Annotated in this window: 21 protein-coding genes; 3 read left to right on the top strand and 18 right to left on the bottom strand. The window is 73.3% G+C overall.

What is annotated here, in order from left to right; all coding sequences use genetic code 11:
• Window positions 1–7 precede the first annotated feature (7 nt).
• The 5 genes from Q0967_RS07890 to Q0967_RS07870 are packed head-to-tail and all read right to left on the bottom strand — an operon-like array spanning window position 8 to window position 6,155.
• The gene (locus Q0967_RS07890; RefSeq protein ID WP_298749372.1) at window positions 8–2,035 is read right to left on the bottom strand and encodes an MFS transporter; all 2,028 of its coding nucleotides are present in this window, start codon (window positions 2,033–2,035) and stop codon (window positions 8–10) included.
• A 3-nt stretch (window positions 2,036–2,038) separates the two neighbouring features.
• On the bottom strand, window positions 2,039–2,380 hold the full coding sequence (locus tag Q0967_RS07885; RefSeq protein WP_298749374.1) for a DUF3054 domain-containing protein: 342 nt from the start codon (window positions 2,378–2,380) through the stop codon (window positions 2,039–2,041).
• 5 nt (window positions 2,381–2,385) lie between these two features.
• Complete coding sequence (gene arc / locus Q0967_RS07880) at window positions 2,386–4,026, bottom strand: proteasome ATPase (protein WP_298749376.1); 1,641 nt, start codon at window positions 4,024–4,026, stop codon at window positions 2,386–2,388.
• The gene (locus Q0967_RS07875; RefSeq protein WP_298749378.1) at window positions 4,023–5,045 is read right to left on the bottom strand and encodes a tRNA (adenine-N1)-methyltransferase; all 1,023 of its coding nucleotides are present in this window, start codon (window positions 5,043–5,045) and stop codon (window positions 4,023–4,025) included. Before Q0967_RS07875 ends, arc begins: the two co-directional genes overlap by 4 nt.
• Window positions 5,046–5,054: 9 nt before the next feature.
• Window positions 5,055–6,155 carry a site-2 protease family protein gene (locus Q0967_RS07870; RefSeq protein ID WP_298749380.1) on the bottom strand — a complete coding sequence of 367 codons (1,101 nt, stop codon included), beginning with the start codon at window positions 6,153–6,155 and terminating at the stop codon, window positions 5,055–5,057.
• A 23-nt stretch (window positions 6,156–6,178) separates the two neighbouring features.
• Here Q0967_RS07870 and Q0967_RS07865 point away from each other — a divergent pair, with 23 nt between their 5' ends.
• Complete coding sequence (locus Q0967_RS07865; RefSeq protein ID WP_298749382.1) at window positions 6,179–7,003, top strand: PD-(D/E)XK nuclease family protein; 825 nt, start codon at window positions 6,179–6,181, stop codon at window positions 7,001–7,003.
• Here Q0967_RS07865 and Q0967_RS07860 read toward each other — a convergent pair.
• Complete coding sequence (locus Q0967_RS07860; RefSeq protein WP_298749384.1) at window positions 6,989–7,846, bottom strand: PAC2 family protein; 858 nt, start codon at window positions 7,844–7,846, stop codon at window positions 6,989–6,991. The genes Q0967_RS07865 and Q0967_RS07860 overlap by 15 nt on opposite strands.
• An 88-nt stretch (window positions 7,847–7,934) precedes the next feature.
• Between Q0967_RS07860 and Q0967_RS07855 the strand changes: the two genes are divergently transcribed.
• Window positions 7,935–8,675 (top strand): HAD family phosphatase, encoded by a 741-nt coding sequence (locus tag Q0967_RS07855; protein WP_298749386.1) that lies wholly within the window; start codon window positions 7,935–7,937, stop codon window positions 8,673–8,675.
• Here Q0967_RS07855 and mshC read toward each other — a convergent pair.
• The 6 genes from mshC to Q0967_RS07825 form a co-directional block, all read right to left on the bottom strand.
• On the bottom strand, window positions 8,625–9,902 hold the full coding sequence (mshC, locus tag Q0967_RS07850; protein ID WP_298749388.1) for a cysteine--1-D-myo-inosityl 2-amino-2-deoxy-alpha-D-glucopyranoside ligase: 1,278 nt from the start codon (window positions 9,900–9,902) through the stop codon (window positions 8,625–8,627). The genes Q0967_RS07855 and mshC overlap by 51 nt on opposite strands.
• 62 nt (window positions 9,903–9,964) lie before the next feature.
• Window positions 9,965–10,789 carry an SCO1664 family protein gene (locus tag Q0967_RS07845; RefSeq protein ID WP_298749390.1) on the bottom strand — a complete coding sequence of 275 codons (825 nt, stop codon included), beginning with the start codon at window positions 10,787–10,789 and terminating at the stop codon, window positions 9,965–9,967.
• 1 nt (window position 10,790) lies between these two features.
• The gene (locus Q0967_RS07840) at window positions 10,791–11,351 is read right to left on the bottom strand and encodes a DUF3090 family protein (protein WP_298749391.1); all 561 of its coding nucleotides are present in this window, start codon (window positions 11,349–11,351) and stop codon (window positions 10,791–10,793) included.
• A 5-nt stretch (window positions 11,352–11,356) separates the two neighbouring features.
• Window positions 11,357–12,094: an MSMEG_4193 family putative phosphomutase gene (locus Q0967_RS07835; protein ID WP_298749392.1), complete on the bottom strand. Its 738-nt coding sequence runs from the start codon at window positions 12,092–12,094 to the stop codon at window positions 11,357–11,359.
• Window positions 12,094–13,143 carry an LLM class F420-dependent oxidoreductase gene (locus Q0967_RS07830; RefSeq protein ID WP_298749393.1) on the bottom strand — a complete coding sequence of 350 codons (1,050 nt, stop codon included), beginning with the start codon at window positions 13,141–13,143 and terminating at the stop codon, window positions 12,094–12,096. Before Q0967_RS07830 ends, Q0967_RS07835 begins: the two co-directional genes overlap by 1 nt.
• Window positions 13,144–13,146: 3 nt before the next feature.
• The gene (locus Q0967_RS07825) at window positions 13,147–13,545 is read right to left on the bottom strand and encodes a hypothetical protein (protein WP_298749394.1); all 399 of its coding nucleotides are present in this window, start codon (window positions 13,543–13,545) and stop codon (window positions 13,147–13,149) included.
• Between the two features lie 78 nt (window positions 13,546–13,623).
• Here Q0967_RS07825 and Q0967_RS07820 point away from each other — a divergent pair, with 78 nt between their 5' ends.
• Window positions 13,624–13,809: a DUF5703 family protein gene (locus Q0967_RS07820; protein WP_298749396.1), complete on the top strand. Its 186-nt coding sequence runs from the start codon at window positions 13,624–13,626 to the stop codon at window positions 13,807–13,809.
• Window positions 13,810–13,835: 26 nt separating this feature from the next.
• Here the strand turns inward: Q0967_RS07820 and Q0967_RS07815 are convergent, their stop codons facing one another.
• The 6 genes from Q0967_RS07815 to Q0967_RS07790 form a co-directional block, all read right to left on the bottom strand.
• On the bottom strand, window positions 13,836–15,188 hold the full coding sequence (locus Q0967_RS07815) for a M20/M25/M40 family metallo-hydrolase (RefSeq protein ID WP_298749397.1): 1,353 nt from the start codon (window positions 15,186–15,188) through the stop codon (window positions 13,836–13,838).
• Window positions 15,189–15,257: 69 nt separating this feature from the next.
• The gene (locus tag Q0967_RS07810) at window positions 15,258–15,575 is read right to left on the bottom strand and encodes a hypothetical protein (RefSeq protein ID WP_298749400.1); all 318 of its coding nucleotides are present in this window, start codon (window positions 15,573–15,575) and stop codon (window positions 15,258–15,260) included.
• Between the two features lie 7 nt (window positions 15,576–15,582).
• On the bottom strand, window positions 15,583–16,032 hold the full coding sequence (locus Q0967_RS07805) for an SRPBCC family protein (protein ID WP_298749402.1): 450 nt from the start codon (window positions 16,030–16,032) through the stop codon (window positions 15,583–15,585).
• A gap of 4 nt (window positions 16,033–16,036) precedes the next feature.
• Window positions 16,037–16,891 (bottom strand): xanthine dehydrogenase family protein subunit M, encoded by an 855-nt coding sequence (locus Q0967_RS07800; protein WP_298749404.1) that lies wholly within the window; start codon window positions 16,889–16,891, stop codon window positions 16,037–16,039.
• Complete coding sequence (locus tag Q0967_RS07795; protein ID WP_298749406.1) at window positions 16,888–19,404, bottom strand: xanthine dehydrogenase family protein molybdopterin-binding subunit; 2,517 nt, start codon at window positions 19,402–19,404, stop codon at window positions 16,888–16,890. Before Q0967_RS07795 ends, Q0967_RS07800 begins: the two co-directional genes overlap by 4 nt.
• Entirely contained in the window at window positions 19,401–19,883 is a 483-nt protein-coding gene (locus tag Q0967_RS07790) for a (2Fe-2S)-binding protein (protein WP_298749408.1), read from the bottom strand. The genes Q0967_RS07795 and Q0967_RS07790 overlap by 4 nt, the downstream gene beginning before the upstream one ends.
• Between the last annotated feature and the right edge of the window lie 84 nt (window positions 19,884–19,967).

The raw sequence follows: 19,967 nt of genomic DNA, 5'->3' as shown, positions 1-19,967 counted from the left end.
CAGCCTCTCAGGCGTCGATCCGCGGACGCGGGACGCCGGTGACGATGTCGAGGTCGAGGGTCGTGGAGGTGGCCAGGACCGTGAGCGCCCGGGACCGGGTGCGGCCGGCGTCGTGGTCGACGGCGGTGAGGACGTAGCGGCCGGGGGGCGGCAGCCCGATCTCGTAGGAGCCGTCGGCGTCGGTGTGGGCGGTGGCGACGTACTCCCCGGAGTGCTTGATGAGCGAGACGAGCACCCCGCCCAGCGGGCGCCCGTCGTCGAGCACGTGCCCGGAGAGCAGCAGCCGCCGCGTCATCGTCACGTCCTCCTCGTGCCCGACGGCGAGGTCCACCAGGCACGACTGCGGGGCCCAGCCGTCCGCGGACACGACGAGCAGGTAGGCCCCCGGCTCGGGCAGCGCCAGGGTGTAGCGCCCGTCGTTGTCGGTGCGGCCCCAGTCGATGTGGGTGCCGTCGGGGCGCAGCACCGTGGTGACCGCCTGGCGCAGCGGGCCGCCCCGTGGGCCCACGACCCGCCCCCGCACGAGCAGCTCGGGCAGGTCGCCCATCCCGGCGTGCTTGACCTCGGTGCGCTCCCCCGTCGGGGCCGCCACCGCGCCCGGCTCCTCGACGCTCACCCGTTGCGGGCGCCGGATGAAGGCCGCGATGAGCCCGCCGCCGAGGGAGGCGGCGGCGCCGGCCCAGAAGATGAGCTGGTATGCCGCGAACGAGGGCGCCGGCACGCCGCTGGCGGTGGCGGTCATGGTGGCGGCGAAGACGGCGGCCACGAGCGCGGAGGCCGAGGACGTGCCGATGGAGCGCAGCAGGGTGTTGAGCCCGTTGGCCGAGGCGGTCTCGGTGATGGGGACGGCGCGCATGATGAGCGTGGGCATGGCCGCGAAGGCCAGGGCGGTGCCGAGCGAGGCGATGCTGGAGGTGATGACCACCTCGAGCACGCTGCGGTGCAGCAGCGAGCGGCCGATGAAGCCCACGGCGATGGTCACCGCCCCGGCGATGAGGACCGCCCGGGCGCCGTGGCGGCGGATGAGCCCGGCGGACACCGGCGACATCGCCACCATGAGCAGCCCGCTGGGCAGCAGCACCAGGCCCGTGGACACCGCGGACAGCCCGAAGCCGTAGCCGGTGTCGGCCGGCATCTGCACCTGCTGGGCCGAGGTGAGGAAGTTGGCGAACATCGCGAAGCCGATGAGGACCGAGGCGGCGTTGGTGAGCAGCACCGTGCGGCGCATCGAGGTGCGGATGTCCACCAGCGGCTGGCCGGTCCGCAGCTCCCACGGCACCCACGCCGCCAGCACCAGCCCGGCGGCGGCGAGGAGGCTGAGGGTCAGCGGCGAGGCCCAGCCCCAGGTGCCGGCCTTGCTCACCGCCAGCAGGAAGCAGGTCAGCGCCACCGACAGCAGCACCGCACCCACGTAGTCGAACCGGCCCCGGGTCTTGACCGTCGACTCCGGCACGACGAGGTAGACCGCGACGAGCATGACGACGGCGAACCCGCCGGAGACGTAGAACAGCGCGTGCCAGTCGAGGTTGTCGTAGATGACGCCGGCCAGCGGCATCCCGATCGCGCCACCGATGCCCAGCGTCGCCGACATGAGCGCCACGCCCGAGCCGACCCGGTCGGCCGGCAGGTGGTCGCGCATGATGCTGATGCCCACGGGCACCAGGCAGGCACCGAGCCCGCTGAGCCCGCGGCCGAGCACGACGAGCGCGAGCTCGGAGCTGAGGGCCGAGACGACCGACCCGGCGATGACCGCCCACATGCAGACGATGAGCAGCAGCCGCTTGCCGAACATGTCGGCCAGCCGCGAGACGATCGGGGTGCCGACCGCCGCAGTGAGCAGCGTGACGGTGACCAGCCAGGACGCGTTGTCGCTGGTCGTGCCCAGGATCTCCGGGAACACCGGCAGCAGCGGCAGGACCAGCGTCTGCTGCAGCGAGACGAGGGTGCCGCACAGCGACAGGACGACGATGATCGCCGTGGTGGGGGTGGTGGGTGCGGAGGCCGTCGTGGTCGTCTCGTCCGCACCCGCCGTCATGCCTCAGACCCTACGCCTGCGCACCGACAGCGCTTGCACGACGGCCCGCCAGCCCAGCGCACCCCCCACGAGCACCACGGCGGCGACGATCACGAAGGCCGGCGCGGTCCCCGCCCCGGTGACGACCCGCAGCAGCATCCCGACGGCCAGCGCCATCCCGCCGACCGCCAGACCCTCCACCCACCAGCGTCGCGCGCGCCAGGTCAGCATCCACCCGACGGCCGTGCCGACCGCGAAGGGCCACGCGGTCGCGAGCACCCCGAGCGCGGTCAGGCCGAGCTCGTGGCTGGACCGCCCGGCGACGGCGAAGACGAGGAGCAGCAGCAGGTCCCCGAGGCGGTGCACGGTGCTCAGCGCTCGCCGAGGTCGACCGAGCGGCCGGGCTGGGTGCCGGAGGCGTCCCCGACGAGGGTGCGGATGTAGGTGATCCGCTCGCCCTTCTTGCCCGACACGCGCGCCCAGTCGTCCGGGTTGGTGGTGTTGGGCAGGTCCTCGTTCTCCTTGAACTCGTCGAGGTAGGCCTGCTCCAGGTGCCGCTCGCGCAGCCCCCGCTCCCCGAGCGTGAGGGAGTCCTTGATCGCGAGCTTCTTGGCCCGGTCGACGATGTTGTGCACCATCGCACCGGAGGCGAAGTCGCGGAAGTAGAGCACCTCCCGGTCACCCCCGGCGTAGGTGACCTCGAGGAAGGCGTTGGCCGGGGACACGGCATACATCCGGTCGACGACGCCGTCGATGAGCGCGGCGACCGTCGCCTCCCGGTCCCCGCCGTGCGCCTGCAGCGCCGTGTCGTGCAGCGGTATGCCGGGGGTGAGGTACTTGGAGAAGATGTCGCGGGCGCCCTGGGCGTCCGGGCGCTCGATCTTGATCTTCACGTCGAGGCGGCCGGGCCGCAGGATGGCCGGGTCGATCATGTCCTCGCGGTTGGAGGCGCCGATGACGATGACGTTGTCCAGCCGCTCCACCCCGTCGATCTCGGCGAGCAACTGCGGCACGATCGTCGTCTCCACGTCGGAGGACACCCCGGAGCCGCGGGTGCGGAACAGCGACTCCATCTCGTCGAAGAACACCACCACCGGGTCGCCCTCGGCCGACTTCTCCCTGGCTCGCTGGAAGATGAGCCGGATGTGCCGCTCGGTCTCCCCGACGTACTTGTTGAGGAGCTCGGGGCCCTTGATGTTGAGGAAGTAGCTGCGGGCGCTCCCGGGCGCCAGGCCCCGCTGCTCGGCCGCCTGCCGGGCGAGCGAGGCCGCCACCGCCTTGGCGATGAGCGTCTTGCCGCACCCGGGCGGGCCGTAGAGCAGCACCCCCTTCGGCGGCCGCAGGTCGTGGGCGGCGTAGAGGTCGGCGTGCAGGAACGGCAGCTCGACGGCGTCGCGGATCTGCTCGATCTGCCCCGCGAGACCGCCGATGTCGGCGTAGGAGATGTCCGGCACCTCCTCGAGCATGAGCTCGGTGACCTCGGGCCGCTCGATCCGCTCGGTGACGAAGCCGCTGCGCGGGTCCAGCAGCAGCGCGTCCCCCACCCGGACCGTCGCCTCGGCGAGCGAGCCGGCGCGCCGGGCGATCCGCTCGTCCTCGCCGCGGACGAGCACGCTGAGGCGCCCGTCCTCGAGCACCTCCTTGCAGGTGACGACGTCGCCGGCCCGCTCGTAGTCGGCCACCCCGACGATGGCCTGCGCCTCGTTGAGCAGCACCTCCCGGCCGGGCCGCAGGTCACCGGTGTCGACCTCGGAGGAGATCTGGGTGCGGATGCGCCGCCCGGACAGCGAGACGTCCGCGGTGCCGTCGCCGACGAGCCGCAGCACCTGGCCCATCGCGAGCGGCGGGGAGGCGAGGGCGTCGAGGTCCTCGCGCAGCCCGACGATCTGCTGCTTGGCGCTCTTCAACGTGGTCGTGAGCGCGTCGTTCTGCCCCTTGAGCTCGCTGACCCGGCTGCTGAGGGAGTGCACCTGCTGCTCGAGGTGACGCTCCCGCGAGGATGCCTCGGTCATCCCTCCTCCTCCCCCTCGGTCGCCCCGCCGGTCACCCGGTCGGCGGTGCTCTGCGCGTCGCGGCGGGTGCGCCGCAGCTTCTTGTCCGAGACCGGGCGCTCGCCGAGGTCGGCGGCGCTCCACTCGCCGGCGGCGGGCACGTAGTCCTCCCCGTAGGCGCCGGGGGCGGGGCGGCTGCGACGCGCGTGGGCGTCGGTGTCCGGCGCGAGCCGGCGCAACGTCACGAGGAAGCCGGTATGCCCGTGCATCCGGTGCTCGGGGCGCACGGCCAGCCCCTCCAGGTGCCAGCCGCGGTTCATCGACTCCCAGGCCTGCGGCGGCGTCCAGCCGCCGGCCGCCTTGGCCGCCTCGGCCACCCGCGACAGCTGCGTGGTGGTGGCGACGTAGCAGATGAGGACGCCGCCGGGGGCGAGCGCGTCGGCGACCACCCCGAGGCAGTCCCAGGGGGCCAGCATGTCGAGCACGACCCGGTCCACGGTGCCGGGGTCCACCGCCCGCGGCAGCTCGTCCACGAGGTCGCCGACGGTGACCGTCCAGGCGGGGTGGTCCAGGCCGAAGAACGCCCGGGCGTTGGCACGGGCGATGTCGGCGAAGTCCTCGCGCCGCTCGAAGCTCAGCAGCCGGCCCGCCTCCCCCACCGCCCGCAGCAGGGAGAGCGACAGCGCGCCGGACCCGACGCCCGCCTCGACGACGGTGGCGCCGGGGAAGATGTCGGCATACGTGACGATCTGGCCGGCGTCCTTGGGGTAGACGACCTGCGCGCCCCGGGGCATGGACAGGACGAAGTCGGACAGCAGCGGCCGCAGCGCGAGGTAGTCGGCGCCCGAGGTGTGCCGGACCACCGTGCCGTCCGGAGCGCCGATGACGTCGTCGTGGCGCAGGTGGCCGCGGTGGGTGTGGAACTCCTTGCCGGGCTCCAGGGTGATGGTGTGCAGGCGGCCCTTGGGGTCGGTCAGCTGCACGCGGTCGCCCGCCCGGAAGGGTCCGCGCCGCATGTCGGCGCCCGTCGGCCTGCTCATCGGGTCAGTCTACGAGCGGCTGCCGGTGACGTCGTGCGTGCTCACCACGCCCCACGGCCGCCCCTGGTCGTCGAGCAGGGCGACCACCCCGGAGCCGGAGCGGCGCATCACCTCGATGACGGCGTCCAGCCGGGCCTCCGGAGGCAGGGGCACCGCCCAGCCGGCGGGGAGGCGGACGGCGACGGCGGCGGCGGGCGTGCTCGGCCACGCCTCCCGGGGCACCTGCTGCAGCGCCGGCGGGTCGACGAGGCCGTCCGGGCGGCCCTCGCCGTCGACGACCACCCAGAGCGGGTGCTCGGCCCACGGCACCGTGTGCAGCGGCGCGTCGGCCGCCACGACGCCCGGCCGGTGCGCGGTGTCGGCGAGGGTGCGCCGCGAGGCGCGCATCCCCTGCCGGCCGAGCCGGATCGCCTGGCTCGCGCCCTGCCACAGGAACACCCCGATGAGCGCCACCCAGGCGACCCGGGTCCAGGGCAGCCGGTCGCCGGCCAGCAGCGGCGGCACCAGCAGCACGACCGCCACCAGGACGACGACGAGCCGGCCGGACCACCCGGCCACCACGGTGCCGAGATGACGGTTGCCGGTGACGCCCCAGACCAGCGCCTCCAGCAGGAAGCCGCCGTCCAGGGGCAGACCCGGGACGAGGTTGAAGACGGCCACGAACGAGTTGGCCCAGGTGAAGGCATACGCCAGCAGCAACGGGACACCCGTGGTGTCGAGGACCCCCATGGCCCACCAGCCGAGCAGCGCCAGCAGCCCGTTGGCCACGGGCCCGACGACCGCCACCGCCGCGCTCCGGGCGGGGGTGCCACCGGCCCCGTCGTGGGCGGTGTGCCCGCCCCAGAAGTCCGCCACGATGCGGGAGACGCCGAAACCGACGCCCTGGGCGACGAGCGCGTGCGCGGCCTCGTGCACCAGCACCGACACCAGCAGCAGCACGACGAAGGCGAACGCCACCGCGTAGCTCCAGACGCCCAGACCGGGCAGCGTGCGCTCCACCGTGGGGCCGAAGAGCGCGACCATGAGCACCGCCACCAGCACCCAGCTGCGGCCGAGGTAGATCGGGATGCCGGACAGGGTTCCGACACGCCAGCCGGGTGCTCGCTCCATCCCCCGAGCGTAGAGTGCCGACCATGGAGGCGGTCACCGAGCACCACGCCCGGGCCCTGTCCCCCTCGCGCGCCGCCGACTTCATGCAGTGCCCGCTGCTCTACCGTTTCCGGGTCGTCGACCGGCTCCCGGAACCGCCGAGCGCCGCCGCCGCACGCGGCAGCCTGGTGCACGCCGTGCTGGACCGCCTCTTCGACCTGCCGCCCGGGCACCGCACCCTCGAGGCGGCCACCGACCTGGTGCCCGGTGAGTGGGAGCGGCTGCTGCTGGCCGACCCGGTGCTGGCCGAGCTGGCCGAGGACGCCCGCGGCGGGACGGAGGAGCTGCTGCGCAGCTGGTTCGTCCTCGAGGACCCCACGCGCCTGCAGCCGGCCGAGCGCGAGCTCTACGTCGAGGCCGACCTCGACGGCCTCGTCATCCGTGGCTACGTCGACCGGCTCGACGAGGCGCCGGACGGGCGGCTGCGGGTGGTGGACTACAAGACCGGGCGCTCCCCCTCCGAGACCTTCGAGGGCCGGGCGCTGTTCCAGCTCAAGTTCTACGCGCTGGCGCTGTGGCGCAGCCGCGGGGTCCTGCCGAGCCGCCTCCAGCTCGTCTACCTGCGCGACCGCACGGTGCTGTGGATCGACCCCAGCGAGGCGGACCTGCTCGCCACCGAGCGCAAGGTCCGGGCGCTCTGGGCCGCGATCGAGCAGGTGGCGAGGACGGGTGACTGGCGGGCCCGACCGGGACGGCCCTGCTCCTGGTGCGCGCACCGCGCGATCTGCCCCGCGTGGGGTGGCACGCCCCCGCCGCTGCCGGCGGACGCGACGGCCCTGGCGCTGGACCCGCGGTCAGCCGCGGGGTGAGCCGTCGTCGCGTCGCCGCAGGTAGCGCTCGAACTCCTTGGCGATCGCGTCGCCGGACGCCTCCGGGAGCTCGGCGGTGTCCTGGGCCTCCTCCAGCTGGCGCACGTAGTCGGCCACCTCGTCGTCGGTCGAGGCCAGGTCGTCCACCCCTCGCTCCCAGGCCCGGGCGGCCTCGGCGAGCGCGGTGTCGTCGATGACGCAGTCGAGCAGCTCCTCCAGCTGGCCCAGCAGCGCCAGCGACGCCTTGGGAGAGGGCGGACCACCGGCGTAGTGCGGCACGGCCGCCCAGCAGGACAGCGCCGGCAGGTCCTGCTGGCGCCCCTCGTCGACCAGGACCCCCACGATGCCCGTCGGGCCCTCGTAGGTGCTGCGCTCGATCTCCTCGCTGCCCTCGAGCAGCTCGTCGTCCTCGGAGCTGAGGCTCACCGGGATGGGGCGGGTGTGGGGCACGTCGGCGAGCAGCCCGCCCAGGACGACGAGCAGCTGGACGTCCCGGGCCAGGAGGTAGTCGAGCAGGTCTGCGGCGAAGGTGCGCCACCGCACGGACGGCTCGATGCCGAGGACCAGCAGGACGTCGCGACCCAACGGGGTGTTGCGCGCCAGCAGGACCCGGGTGGTCGGCCAGCGGATCATCCGCCGCCCGTCGACGGTGAGGACCTGAGGCCGGTTGACCTGGAAGTCGTAGTAGTCCTCCGGGTCGACGGCGGCCACCACCTCGGCCTCCCAGACCTGCGCGAGGTGCTCCACCACGCTGGAGGCGCTCTCGCCGGCGTCGTTCCACCCCTCGAAGGCGGCGATGACGATCGGGTCACGCAGCTCACCGGTGTCGTGCAGCTCGATCACGGGCCTCACCCTCTCGCTCGGAAGCATCGCGCCCTCGCTCGGAAGCGCCGTTGGTCCACCCTAGTCCGCCTCGACTAGCGTGGTGGGGGTGACGCGCCACCCCACCCGCCCGAGCCGATCCGAGGACCTGCCCGCCGCCGTGCTGTGGGACATGGACGGCACCATCGTCGACACCGAGCCGTCCTGGATCGCCGAGGAGTACGTCCTCGTCGAGGAAGCCGGCGGTACGTGGACCGACGCCGACGCCCACGACCTCGTGGGCCAGGACCTGCTCACCTCGGCAGCCATCATCCTCGACCGGACGCCGGTCCGCGGCGAGCCCGAGCAGGTGGTGCGCCGCCTGCTCGACGGCGTGGTGCAGCGCACCCGTGCCCACGTGCCCTGGCGGCCCGGCGCCCGGGAGCTGCTGGCCTCCCTGCGGGAGAGGGGGGTGCCCTGCGCCCTCGTCACCATGTCCTGGACCGAGCTGGCGGACGTGCTCGTGGAGCAGCTGCCGGCCGGGACCTTCGACGCCGTGGTCACCGGGGACCAGGTGAGCCGGGGCAAGCCGCACCCGGAGGCCTACCTCGAGGCGCTGGCCCGCCTGGGGGTGGCCCCGGAGCTCGCCCTCGCGGTCGAGGACTCCCCCACCGGCGCCACGGCCTCGACGGCCGCAGGCGTGCCCACCCTCGTGGTCCCGCACACCGTCGCCGTGCCGCCCCTGCCGGGAGCCGTGCAGAGGGGCAGCCTGGAGGGCCTCAGCCCCGCCGACCTCGGCGGGCTGGCGCGCTCGCTGCGCTCAGAGCTGCACCCCGATCAGCGCGTCGACCGCGTCCACGACCAGGCGTGAGACGGGCTCGCCCGCGACCACGGTCGTGGCCCAGTCGTCGACGGCGTCCAGGGCTCCCGGTGTGTCGAGGTCGTCGGCCAGCCGCTCGCGCAGGCGGCGCACGGTCGTGACCCCGAGCTCGGTGACCGACTCGTGGGCGGCCATGTCGCCGGCCCGGCGCCACAGGTCGAGGCGCTCGCCCGCCTCCCGGAGGATCTGGTCGGTCCACCCCCACTCGGTCCGGTAGTGCTGGCCGAGCAGCGCCAGCCGGATCGCCATCGGGTCGACGCCGGAGGCGCGCAGCGCGGAGACCAGGACGAGGTTGCCTCGGCTCTTGCTCATCTTCTCGCCGTCGAGGCCGACCATGGCCTGGTGCACGTAGGCGCGGGCGAAGCAGTCGTCGCCGCACAGGGCGGCCGCCTGGACCGCGCTCATCTCGTGGTGCGGGAAGACGAGGTCGGTGCCGCCGCCCTGCACGTCGAAGCCGGGACCCAGGTAGCGCTGGGCGATGGTGGAGCACTCGATGTGCCAGCCCGGGCGACCCCGGCCGAGCGAGGCGCCGTCCCAGTGCGGCTCGCCCTGCCGGCCCGAGCGCCACAGCAGGGGGTCGAGCGGGTCGCGCTTGCCGGCGCGGTCCGGGTCGCCCCCGCGGTCGGCGAAGACCTCCATCATCTGCTCGCGGGACCATCCGGAGACGGCGCCGAAGCTGGGCTGGGTGGACAGGTCGAGGTAGACGTCGGACCCGGCGGCCCCCTCGGCCAGCGCCTGGTCCTGCGGCACCGGCACCGCGTAGGCGGTGCCGTCACCCAGCAGCCGCTCGACGGCCCGCACGTCGTCCGGGATCCCCTCCACGGCCCCGACGTAGTGGTCCGGCGGCAGCACCCGCAGCGCCTCCATGTCGGCGAAGAAGAGGTCGATCTCCCGACGCGCCAGCTCCTGCCACTCCACCCCGTCGCGCTCGGCCCGCTCCAGCAGCGGCTCGTCGACGTCGGTGACGTTCTGGACGTAGGTGACCTCCAGCCCGGCGTCCCGCCAGGCCCGCTGCAGGACGTCGAAGGTCACGTAGGTCGCGGCGTGCCCGAGGTGGGTGGCGTCGTAGGGGGTGATGCCGCACACGTAGAGCCGCGCCCGCCCGTCGGTGCCTGCGACCTCGACGCGTCGGTCACCCGCGGTGTCGTGCACGCGCACGGGGGTCCCGTCGTGCTCGATCGGCAGCCGGGGCAGGGCGGTGGTCGACCAGGTCTTCACCTGCGGGAGCCTAACCGTCCGCGTCACCGTCGCCGTCACCGGTCGGCGTGTGCGCAGCGGGCCTACCAGAGGGGCCAGGGCAGCGGGTAGCGGTCCGTGGGTGCCGGGGGGAAGATGGCCTCCTCGCGCACCCGTCGGACCCGGGCGGCCAGCGCCTCCCGCTCGACGTCGGACAGCAGAGGGGTGAGCCGGGCGGCGAGGGTCCCGTCGGCGGCGGCCAGGGCGTGCGTCAGGGCCTCCAGCCGCGCGAGGTCCGGCGCCGGGAGCGGCTCGTCGGCGAAGCCCCAGAGGACGGTGCGCAGCTTGTCCTCCTCGTGCAGGCTGACCCCGTGGTCGAAGCCGCGCAGCCGGCCCTGGGTGTCCCGGGTGAGGTGGGCGGCCTTGCGGTCGGCGTTGTTGAGCACGAGGTCCAGCACCGCCATCGACCGCAGTCCCGGGTCGTCGGCGTGCGCGACGACGAGGGCGCGTCCGTGCTCGTCCTCGGCCTGGACGACCGGGCACCATCCCTCCGGCAGGTCCTCGGGGGCGACGACGTCGACGAGCCCGGCCGCCGGGTCGGCCAGCCGCTGCGGGTCCTGCTCGACCCACCACTGCACCGAGCCCGGCCCGAGCGGGCCGCCGCGCAGTACGGTCGGCGGGACCAGGTCGAAGCCCGCGGCCCGGGAGATGAGGTAGGCCGCCACCTCGCGCCGGCCCAGGGACTCGGGCGGGAAGTCGTGCAGCGGTCGTTCCCCCTTGACCGGCTTGTAGACGGCACGGTGACCGCTCGGCTCACCCCGGGCGTCGGTGAGGTCGACCAGCAGGGTGAGGTTCGACGCCTGGGTGAGCACCCCGACCGGCTCGACGGTCAGGGTATGCAGCAGCTCCAGGGCCGCGTCGTCGTCCACGTCAGCGGCGGTAGCCGTTGGCGCGGGGGCAGATGTGTCCAGTCGGGTCCAACGGCTGTCCGCAGAACGGGCAGGAGGGTCGGCCACCCTCGATGGAGGCCGTGCAGCGCATCGCGAAGGCCCGGGCGCGGCCGGGCTCGAGGACGACCTTGATGGACTGCGGCGGCAGCCCGGCCCAGGGCAGGTCCGCGCCCTCGTCCTCCCCCTCGAGCTCGGCGACGTCCTCGGCACTCGGCCGGTCGTAGGCCTCGAGGACCACCCGGCGCTGGCCGGCCTCCCAGGCGACCGAGAGCCGTTGGACGCGGAAGTCGTCCTCGATGGGGGTGTCCAGGGGGGCGTTGTCGACGAAGGCCCGCCCGGCCTCCTCGGTGCCCTCCGGCCCGGCGACGTCGTCGAGCATCTCCGCCAGCGACTCCCCCAGCAGCCGGACCTGCTCCTTCTCGAGGGAGACGGTCATGACCCGCTGGGAGTCGCTGGCCTGCAGGAAGAAGGTGCGCCCTCCGGGCGGTCCGACGCTGCCGGCGACGCAGCGCTCAGGCGGGTCGAAGACGTGCTCAGCCATGAGGGTCAGCCTACGTCCTTGCTCCCGGCGCCCCCACCCACCTCGGCGTCGCCGGTCGCTCCGTCCGTGGCGAGGCGCGCCACCAGACCGGACAGGTCCACCGGGTCGCTGCCGGTGTCGTTGGTGCGCAGGACGAACGGCCGGCCGGGCGTGCGGTGCACGAGGCTCAGCGAGGCCGGGTCGACGACGATGCGCTGGAAGTCGTCCAGCGCGGTCGCGAGCGCGTCGGCGAGGATCGCCTTGATGACGTCGCCGTGGCTCACCGCCACCCACACGGCGCCGGGGCCGTGCTCGGCCTCGACCCGGGCGTCCCACTCGGCGACCGCCTCGACAGCACGCGCCGCCATCTGCGCCATCGACTCGTGGGCGAACGCCTCGTCCGCGGGGAAGGTCACCGCGGAGGGACGGTCCTGCACCTCACGCCACAGCGGCTCCTCGGCCAGCTCCTTGAGCGGCCGGCCGGTCCACGCGCCGTACCTCGCCTCGCCCAGCCGTTCCTCGGTATGCCGCTGCACCGCCCGGTCCGCCGGTTGCGCGGCCAGCACCGCGGCGGCCGTCTCCTGGCACCGCTGCAGCGGGCTCGCGACGACCGCCGCCAGGGGGGTGGCGGCCAGTCGTGACCCGGCGTCCCGGGCCTGGCCGGCCCCGGTCTCGTCCAGCCCGAGGCCCGGCGTCCAGCCGGCGAGGATGCCGTCGGCGTTGGCCTGGGTGCGACCGTGCCGGAGCAGGATGCAGATGGCCATCAGAGCTCGGCCTCCAGCCGCGCATGGGCCTCGACAGCGGCCTCGAGGGCGTCCATCCGGGCCCGCAGGTCGGCGCCCCAGGGGGCGACGGTGAGCGTCGTGATCCCGGCGCGCTGGTAGCGGCGCATGCGCTCGGTGATCCGGTCGACGTCCCCCAGCAGGCTGGTGTCGTCCACGAACGGGGCCGGCAGGGCCCGGGCGGCCTCGCCGTAGCGGCGCGCGAGGTAGAGCTCCTGCACCCGGTCGGCCTCGGCCTCGTAGCCCATGCGGCAGGCGAGCTGGTGGTAGAAGTTCTGCTCCCGGCTGCCCATCCCCCCGACGTAGAGCGCCGGGTAGGGGCTGACGGTGCGGGCGCAGGCCTCCAGGTCGTCGCCCACGGCCAGCGCGACGGTGGCGTCGGTCTGGAAGGGGTGCTCGGGCGGGGTGTCACGCCGGTCCAGACCGGCCTGCAGCTGGGCCCGCTGCTCGGGGAAGAAGTCCGGGGCGACGAACACGCCGAGCCACCCGTCGGCGATCTCGCCCGCCAGCTCGAGGTTCTTCGGCCCGACCGCGGCGAGGTAGAGGGGGATGCTCGGCCGGTGCACATGCGTCAGGCGCAGCGCCTTGCCCGGGCCGTCGGGCAGCGGCAGGGTGAAGAACTCCCCGTCGTGGGTCACCGTCCGGTGCGCGAGCGCGGTCCGGACGACCTCGACATACTCCCTGGTCCGGGCGAGCGGCTTGGCGAAACGGACTCCGTGCCAGCCTTCGGACACCTGCGGGCCGCTCACCCCCAGGCCGAGGCGGAAGCGGCCCCCGGACAGGCTGTCCAGGCTCACCGCCGCCATGGCGGTGGCCGCGGGTGTGCGGGCGGGGATCTGCATGACCCCGGCGCCCAGCCCGATCCGCGAGGTGCGGGCGGCCAGGAAGGACAGGATGCTGACGGCGTCCGGTCCGTAGACCTCCGCCACCCACGCGACGTCCACCCCGAGCTCGTCGGCCCGCTGCACCAGGGCGAGGTGGTCCTCGTCGCGGCCCTGCCCCCAGAACCCGCAGCTCAGCCCGAGACGCACCCGTCAGCCCCGGGGCGTCTCGTCGACGTCGTAGGCCTCGTCGTCGAGCCCGGAGTACTCGTCGTCGTCCTCGTCGTCCCCGGGCCCCTCGAGCTCGTCGTCGTCGTCGTCGTCGTCGTCATCGTCGTCGTCATCATCGTCGTCGTCGAAGTCGCCCTCATCATCGTCATCGTCGTCCTCGTCATCGTCGCTCGCGAGGTCGTCGTCGTAGACCTCCAGCGGCGTCACCTCGCCGTAGGCGTCCATGAGGGCGTCGTCATAGGCGGTGAACGCCTCGGCCACCCGCTCGTAGGCCTCGACCACCGCCGGGTCGTCGTCACCGCGGCTGACGGCCGCGGTCTCCAGGTGCGTCTCGAGGGCGGCGACCAGTGCGGTCAGGGCGGCGCGCGGGTCTGCGGTCATGAGGTGACGGTAGCGCGAAATCACCGCTGACGGGCGCGGATGCCGTCCGCCCCGGCCGGGGTGCCTATGCTGGGGGCGATGGTCGAGTACGAGTACCGAGAGCTCACCTTCCACCGCGACCAGGGCCGCGGCGAGGTGCGGCAGGCGCTGACCGAGCACGCGGAGTACGGCGCGTGGGAGCTGGCGCGGGTGCGCGTCTACCTCGGGGGTGCCCGGCGCGTCGTGCTGCGCCGCAAGATCATCCGCGTCCGCCGCACCGCGTAGGACCGGGCGGGGCCGCCCGGTGCTGCTCAGCAGTCGGCGATGAGCTGGCCCAGCACCCGGGTGCCGAAGCGGAGGGCGTCGACCGGGACCCGCTCGTCGACCCCGTGGAACATCCCGACGAAGTCCAGCTCCTCCGGGAGCCGCAGCGGGGCGAACCCGTAGCCGGTGATCCCCAGCCGGGACAGGTGCTTGTTGTCGGTGCCGCCGGACAGGCAGTAGGGCAGGACGTGGGCACCAGGGTCCTCCTTGAGCAGGGCCCGCTTCATCGAGTCCACGAGCTCGCCGCTGCTCGGCGCCTCGAGGGCGACGTCCTTGTGCTCGATCTCGACCTCGACGTGCTCGCCGGCCAGCTCCCGGATGGTGTCGAGCAGCTCGTCCTCGTGCCCGGGCAGGAAGCGGCAGTCCAGCGAGGCCGAGGCGCTCTGGGGGATGACGTTCATCTTGTAGCCCGAGGCGAGCATCGAGAAGTTCGAGGTGTCCTGCAGCGTGCCCTCGACGAACCGGCTCGCCCCGCCGAGCCGCGCCAGCATGTCCTCGACGTGCTTCTCGTCCCAGGACTCCCCCGTGACCTGCGAGACGCCGTCGAAGAGCTCACGGACCGAGGCGATGTAGGTCCTCGGCCACGGGTGGGCGTCGATCCGGGCGATGGCCTCGGCGAGCCGGACGATGGCGTTCTCCTCGTTGGGCACCGAGCCGTGGCCGGCCCGGCCGCGGGCGTGCAGGCGCAGCCAGGCGATGCCCTTCTCCGCGGTCTGCAGCAGGTAGGCGCGGGTCGGCGCCCCGGTCGCCTTGTCGGGGAGGGTGATGGAGAAGCCGCCGACCTCGCTGATGGCCTCGGTGCACCCCTCGAACCACTCGGGGTGCTCGGCCACGACGTGGCCCGCACCCTGGGTGCCCCCGGCCTCCTCGTCGGCGAAGAACGCCCAGACGATGTCGCGCGGAGGCTTCTCGCCCGAGCGGGCCAGCTGGCGCAGGGTGGCCAGGAGCATGGCGTCCATGTCCTTCATGTCGACCGCGCCGCGACCCCAGATCATGCCGTCCTTCTCCTCGGCGCCGAAGGGGTCGACCGACCAGTCGGCGGCCTCGGCGGGCACGACGTCGAGGTGGCCGTGGAGCACCAGGCCGGGGCGCGAGCTGTCCCGGCCCGGGGTGCGGACCACCACGCTCGTGCGCTCCGGCTGGTCCTTCGGCGCCGTGACCTGCGGCTCGAGCCCGACCTCGCGGAGCAGCTCCACGACATACTCCGCGGCGGCCCGCTCCCCCGGCCCGCTGCCGTCGCCGTAGTTGCTCGTGTCGATCCGGATGAGCTCCTTGCAGATCCGGACCGCCTCCTCCTCGGCGGTGCTGGACGGGCTCAGGTCGTCAGGGGTGGACGTCATACCGCCACCCTAGCCACGGCCCGTGCGACCGTCGCGGACAGGATCCCCCGGCAGCGGAGCCCGGCTCGCCTACTCGTGCTCCTCCGCGAAGAGCTCGAGGTGTCGGCACTCACGGCACCGGAAGGCACGGACGGGGTGTCGCGTGACGCCGTCCAGGGCCGCGAAGCCGAAGATGTCGGTCGAGGGAGGCTCCTCGACCCACTCCACGTGGCCGGTCGTTCCGTTCCCTCGACTGGTGAGGAACCCCTCATCCATGAGGTCGCCGCTGCCGCAGGCTGTGCACGTGGTGCGCGCCCGGTGCCAGGCGTCGTCCTCGCCGACGCCACCGGTCACGAGCCGGTGCATGCCGTCGGCACGCACCGGCTCGGAGCCTGGTGGCTCGTTCACCCGCGCCTCACGGGGTGAGCTTGCCCTCGATGCACTCGACGAACTGACCGAGCAGCTTGTCCGACACCGTCTGCATGACGCCCCGGCCGAACTGCGCCGGCTTGCCCGTGATGTTGAGCGACGTCGCCACGTCGGCCTTGGTGCCGCTGCCTTCCGGCTCCAGCTGGAGGACGACCTTGGCCGAGGCGTTGCCGAGCCCGCGCAGGCCCTTGCCGAGGCCTTCGATGACGGCGCGGTGGGCCTCGTCGTCGCGCTCGACGAACCTGCCCTCGCCCTGGTAGGTCACCCCGATCGGGCCGAGCTTGACCTTGACGTTGCCGGTGAACTCCGTCTCGGTGGCCGAGGTGACGGTGGCGCCCGGGAAGCACCCGCCGACCTGCTCGAGGTCGGTGAGCAGGGCCCAGGTGGCCTCCGGCGGGGCGTCGACGGTGAAGGTGTGGTGCAGCTCCATCGCCATCGGGTCAGGCTCCTGCCGCCGCGAGCACGGCCCGCCGGGTCAGCACCCCGGCGACGTGCTTGCGGTAGTCCGCCTGCCCGTTGAGGTCCGAGGGCGGGTCGGTGCCCTCGGCGACCTGCGCGCACGCCTGGGCGACGGCCTCCTCGGTGGCCTCCTGACCCACCAGCGCCTCCTCGACGGCACGGGCCCGCAACGGGGTCGAGCCCATGTTGGTCAGGCCGACCCGGGCCTCGGCGATGGTGCCGCCGTCGGTGCGCACCGCGGCGGCGACGCCGATGATCGCCCACTGGTGGGAGACCCGCACGAACTTCTCGTAGTGGGCGCCCCAGCCGGTGTGCTTGGGGATCTCCACGGCGGTGAGCAGCTCGCCCTCGCCGACGGCGGTCTCGAAGAGGTCGACGAAGAAGTCCGCGCCGTCCACCGTCCGCTCGCCGTCCGGGCCCTGGATGACCATGCGGCCCTCCAGCGCCAGCACCGGGGCGCCCACGTCGCCGGCGGGATCGGCGTGCGCCAGGGCACCGCAGACCGTGCCCCGGTGGCGGATCTGCTCGTCGGCGACCTCCTTGAGCGTGGTGTGCAGCAGGGCCAGGTGCTCCCGGACGAGCGCGGAGTCGAGGACGTCCTGGTAGGTCGCGCCCGCACCGATGCGGATCGCGTCACCGACCTCGGTGACTCCCTTGAGCTCCTCGATGCGGGAGATGTCGACGATGATCCCGGGCGCGTTGAGCCGCATTCGCAGGACCGGGAGCAGCGACTGCCCACCGGAGAGGACCTTCGCCTCGTCGCCGTGCTCGGCGAGCAGCTCGAGCGCTTCGGCCACCGTGGTCGGGGCGGCGTAGTCGAACTCCGGGGGGATCATGCCTGACCGCCTTCCTGCGTCGTGCCGGCGGCGGGTGCCGCCCCGGTTCCGGGTGGGTCCTGGTTGGGCTCACCCTCGGCGAAGTGGCCCGCGGCCGCCCCCGCCGTCTCGCTCATGGCACCGGCCGTGCCGTCCTGGATCGCCCGCCACACCCGCTCCGGGGTGCAGGGCATGACGATGTCCTTGACGCCGAACTGCCGGATCGCGTCGAGGACCGCGTTGACGACGGCCGGGGTGGAGGCGATGCAGCCGGCCTCGCCGACCCCCTTGACGCCGAGGTCGTTGGAGGTGGCGGGCGAGGTGGTCCGGTCGGTGACGAAGGTGATGGTGTCCGCCGTGGTCGGGAGGGTGTAGTCCACGAACGAACCGGACACCAGGGTGCCCTGGTCGTCGTAGACCGCCTCCTCCCACAGCGCCTGGGCGATGCCCTGGACGAGCCCGCCGTGCACCTGCCCCTCGACGATGAGCGGGTTGACGACGTTGCCGATGTCGTCGACGCAGACGTAGGACCGCATCGTCGTGGCCCCCGTCTCGGTGTCGACCTCCATCGCGCAGAGGTGGGTGCCGTGCGGGAAGGAGAAGTTCACCGGGTCGAAGGTCGCGTCGGCGTCCAGGCTCGGTTCCATCCCGTCCGGCAGGTCGTGCGCGGCGAAGACGGCGAGCGCCAGGCCGGCGAGCCCCACGCCCTCCTGGTCGGCCCCGGCGCCCTTGACGGTGAACTTCCCGTCGCTGAACTCCAGGTCGTCCACGTTGGCCTCGAGCTGGTAGGCCGCGAGCGGCTTGGCCTTCTCGATGACCTTCTTGGCGGCGTTGATGACCGCCTGCCCGCCGACGACCAGCGAGCGCGAGCCGTAGGTGTCCAGGCCCTTGTGGCTGATCTGGGTGTCACCGTGCAGCACCTCGACGTCCTCGAAGGGCACGCCCAGCTGGTCGGCCACGATCTGGCTCCAGGCCGTCTCGTGGCCCTGGCCGTGCGCCGAGGACCCGGTGATGACCTCGACCTTGCCGGTGGGCAGCATCCGGACCGAGGCATGCTCCCAGCCACCGGCCCCGTAGTTGAGCGAGCCGAGGACCCGCGAGGGCGCGAGCCCGCACATCTCGGTGAAGGTGGAGATGCCCAGGCCCAGCTGCACCCGGTCGCCGCTCTCCCGGCGCCGCTGCTGCTCGGCCCGCAGCTCGTCATATCCGAAGAGCTCCTTGGCCCGCTCGGTGGCGGCCTCGTAGTTGCCCGAGTCGTACTCCAGCCCGCAGACGGTGGTGAACGGGAACTCCTCGTGGGTGATCCAGTTCTGCTCGCGCACCTCCATCGGGTCACGCCCGAGCTCGAGGGCGAGCTCGTCCATGATCCGCTCGATGGCGAAGGTCGCCTCCGGGCGGCCGGCGCCGCGGTAGGCGTCGGTCCACGTCTTGTTGGTGAAGACGTTGGTGCAGGAGAAGTGGTAGGCGGGGAACTTGTAGATGGAGTTGTACATGAACGCCCCGAGGATCGGCACGCCCGGCGTCACCAGCCCCAGGTAGGCGCCCATGTCGGCGAGCAGCTCGACCTTCAGCCCGGTGACGGTGCCGTCGGCCTTGGCCGCCAGGGTGAGCTTCTGCCACTGGTCGCGGCCGTGGTGCGCCGAGAGCAGCGACTCGCTGCGGGTCTCGGTCCACTTGCACGGCTTGCCGGTATGCCGTGCCACCAGGAAGGTGATGATCTCCTCCGGGGTGACCTGCAGCTTGCCGCCGAAGCCGCCGCCGACGTCGGGGGCGATGACGCGGATCTTGCCCTCGTCGACGCCCAGGGTCATGGCCAGCATGAGGCGCAGGATGTGCGGCACCTGGGTGGCCGACCACATGACGAACTGCTCGCCGGTCGGGTCCACCACCGTGGAGCGGGGCTCCATGAAGGCGGGGATGAGTCGCTGCTGGCGGAACTCGCGCTCGACCACGACGTCGGCCTCGGCGATGGCGTCCTCGACGTCGGACCCGGTGCCCGCCTCGGCGGAGTCGAAGACCCAGGTGGCCGAGCGGTTGGTGCCGAGGTCGGGGTGGGCCAGGGTCTCGTCCTGCGCGGAGGCCCGCAGCTCGAGGGCGGCGGGCAGGTCCTCGTAGTCGACGTCGACGAGCTCGGCGGCGTCCCTTGCCGCGGCGGAGGAGCGTGCGGCGACGACGGCGACGACCTCACCGGAGAAGGCCACGCGGTCGACGGCGATGGCCGGGTGCGGCGGCGCCTTCTGGTCCTCGGTGATGGGCCAGGCGCAGGGCAGCGAGCCCTGCAGGTCCTTGACGTCCTCGCCGGTGAGGACGGCGATGACGCCCGGGGCCTCGCGAGCGGCCGTGGCGTCGATGCCCGTGATCCGGGCGTGCGCCAGCGGGCTGCGCACCATCGCCAGGTGCAGCATGCCCGGGAGGACGAGGTTGTCGGTCCACTTCGTGCGGCCCGTGATAAGGCGCTGGTCCTCCTTGCGCCGGCGGTCGCGGCCGACCTCGTGCGTGGACGCTGCCTGCGGCCGGTCGTCGACGGCGGTCACGACTGCTCACCTCCGCTCGTGGCGGACTGGCCCGAGGCCTGCAGGACCGCCTTGACGATGTTGTGGTAGCCCGTGCACCGGCAGAGGTTGCCCTCCATGCCGTGCCGGACCTCGTCCTCGGTGGGACTCGGGTTGCTGCTGAGCAGGTCGGTGGCCTGCATGATCATGCCCGGGGTGCAGAAGCCGCACTGCAGGGCGTGGCAGTCGCGGAAGGCCTCCTGCACCGGGGTGAGGGTCTCGCCGTCGGCGAGGCCCTCGATGGTGGTCACCTCGTGACCGTCGGCCTGGACGGCGAGCACGTTGCAGGACTTCACGCTGCGCCCGTCCATGAGAACCGTGCAGGCGCCGCAGTTGCTGGTGTCGCAGCCCACGACGGTGCCGGTCTTCCCGAGCGTCTCGCGCAGGTGGTGGACCAGCAGGGTGCGGGGCTCGACCTCGTCGGTGTATGTGGTGCCGTCCACGGTCACGGTGATCTTCATACGGCTCTCCCGTCCGGAGGATGAGGGGACATCGTTGTCCCTGCTGATCCTGCCCCTCCGGGGGGTGCTGCGCAACCGATACGG

Source organism: uncultured Serinicoccus sp., from assembly GCF_947500995.1.
Classification (GTDB): domain Bacteria; phylum Actinomycetota; class Actinomycetes; order Actinomycetales; family Dermatophilaceae; genus Ornithinicoccus.
Note: the sequence above shows the minus strand (reverse complement) of the source record. Positions and strands in the feature narration are given on the sequence as shown.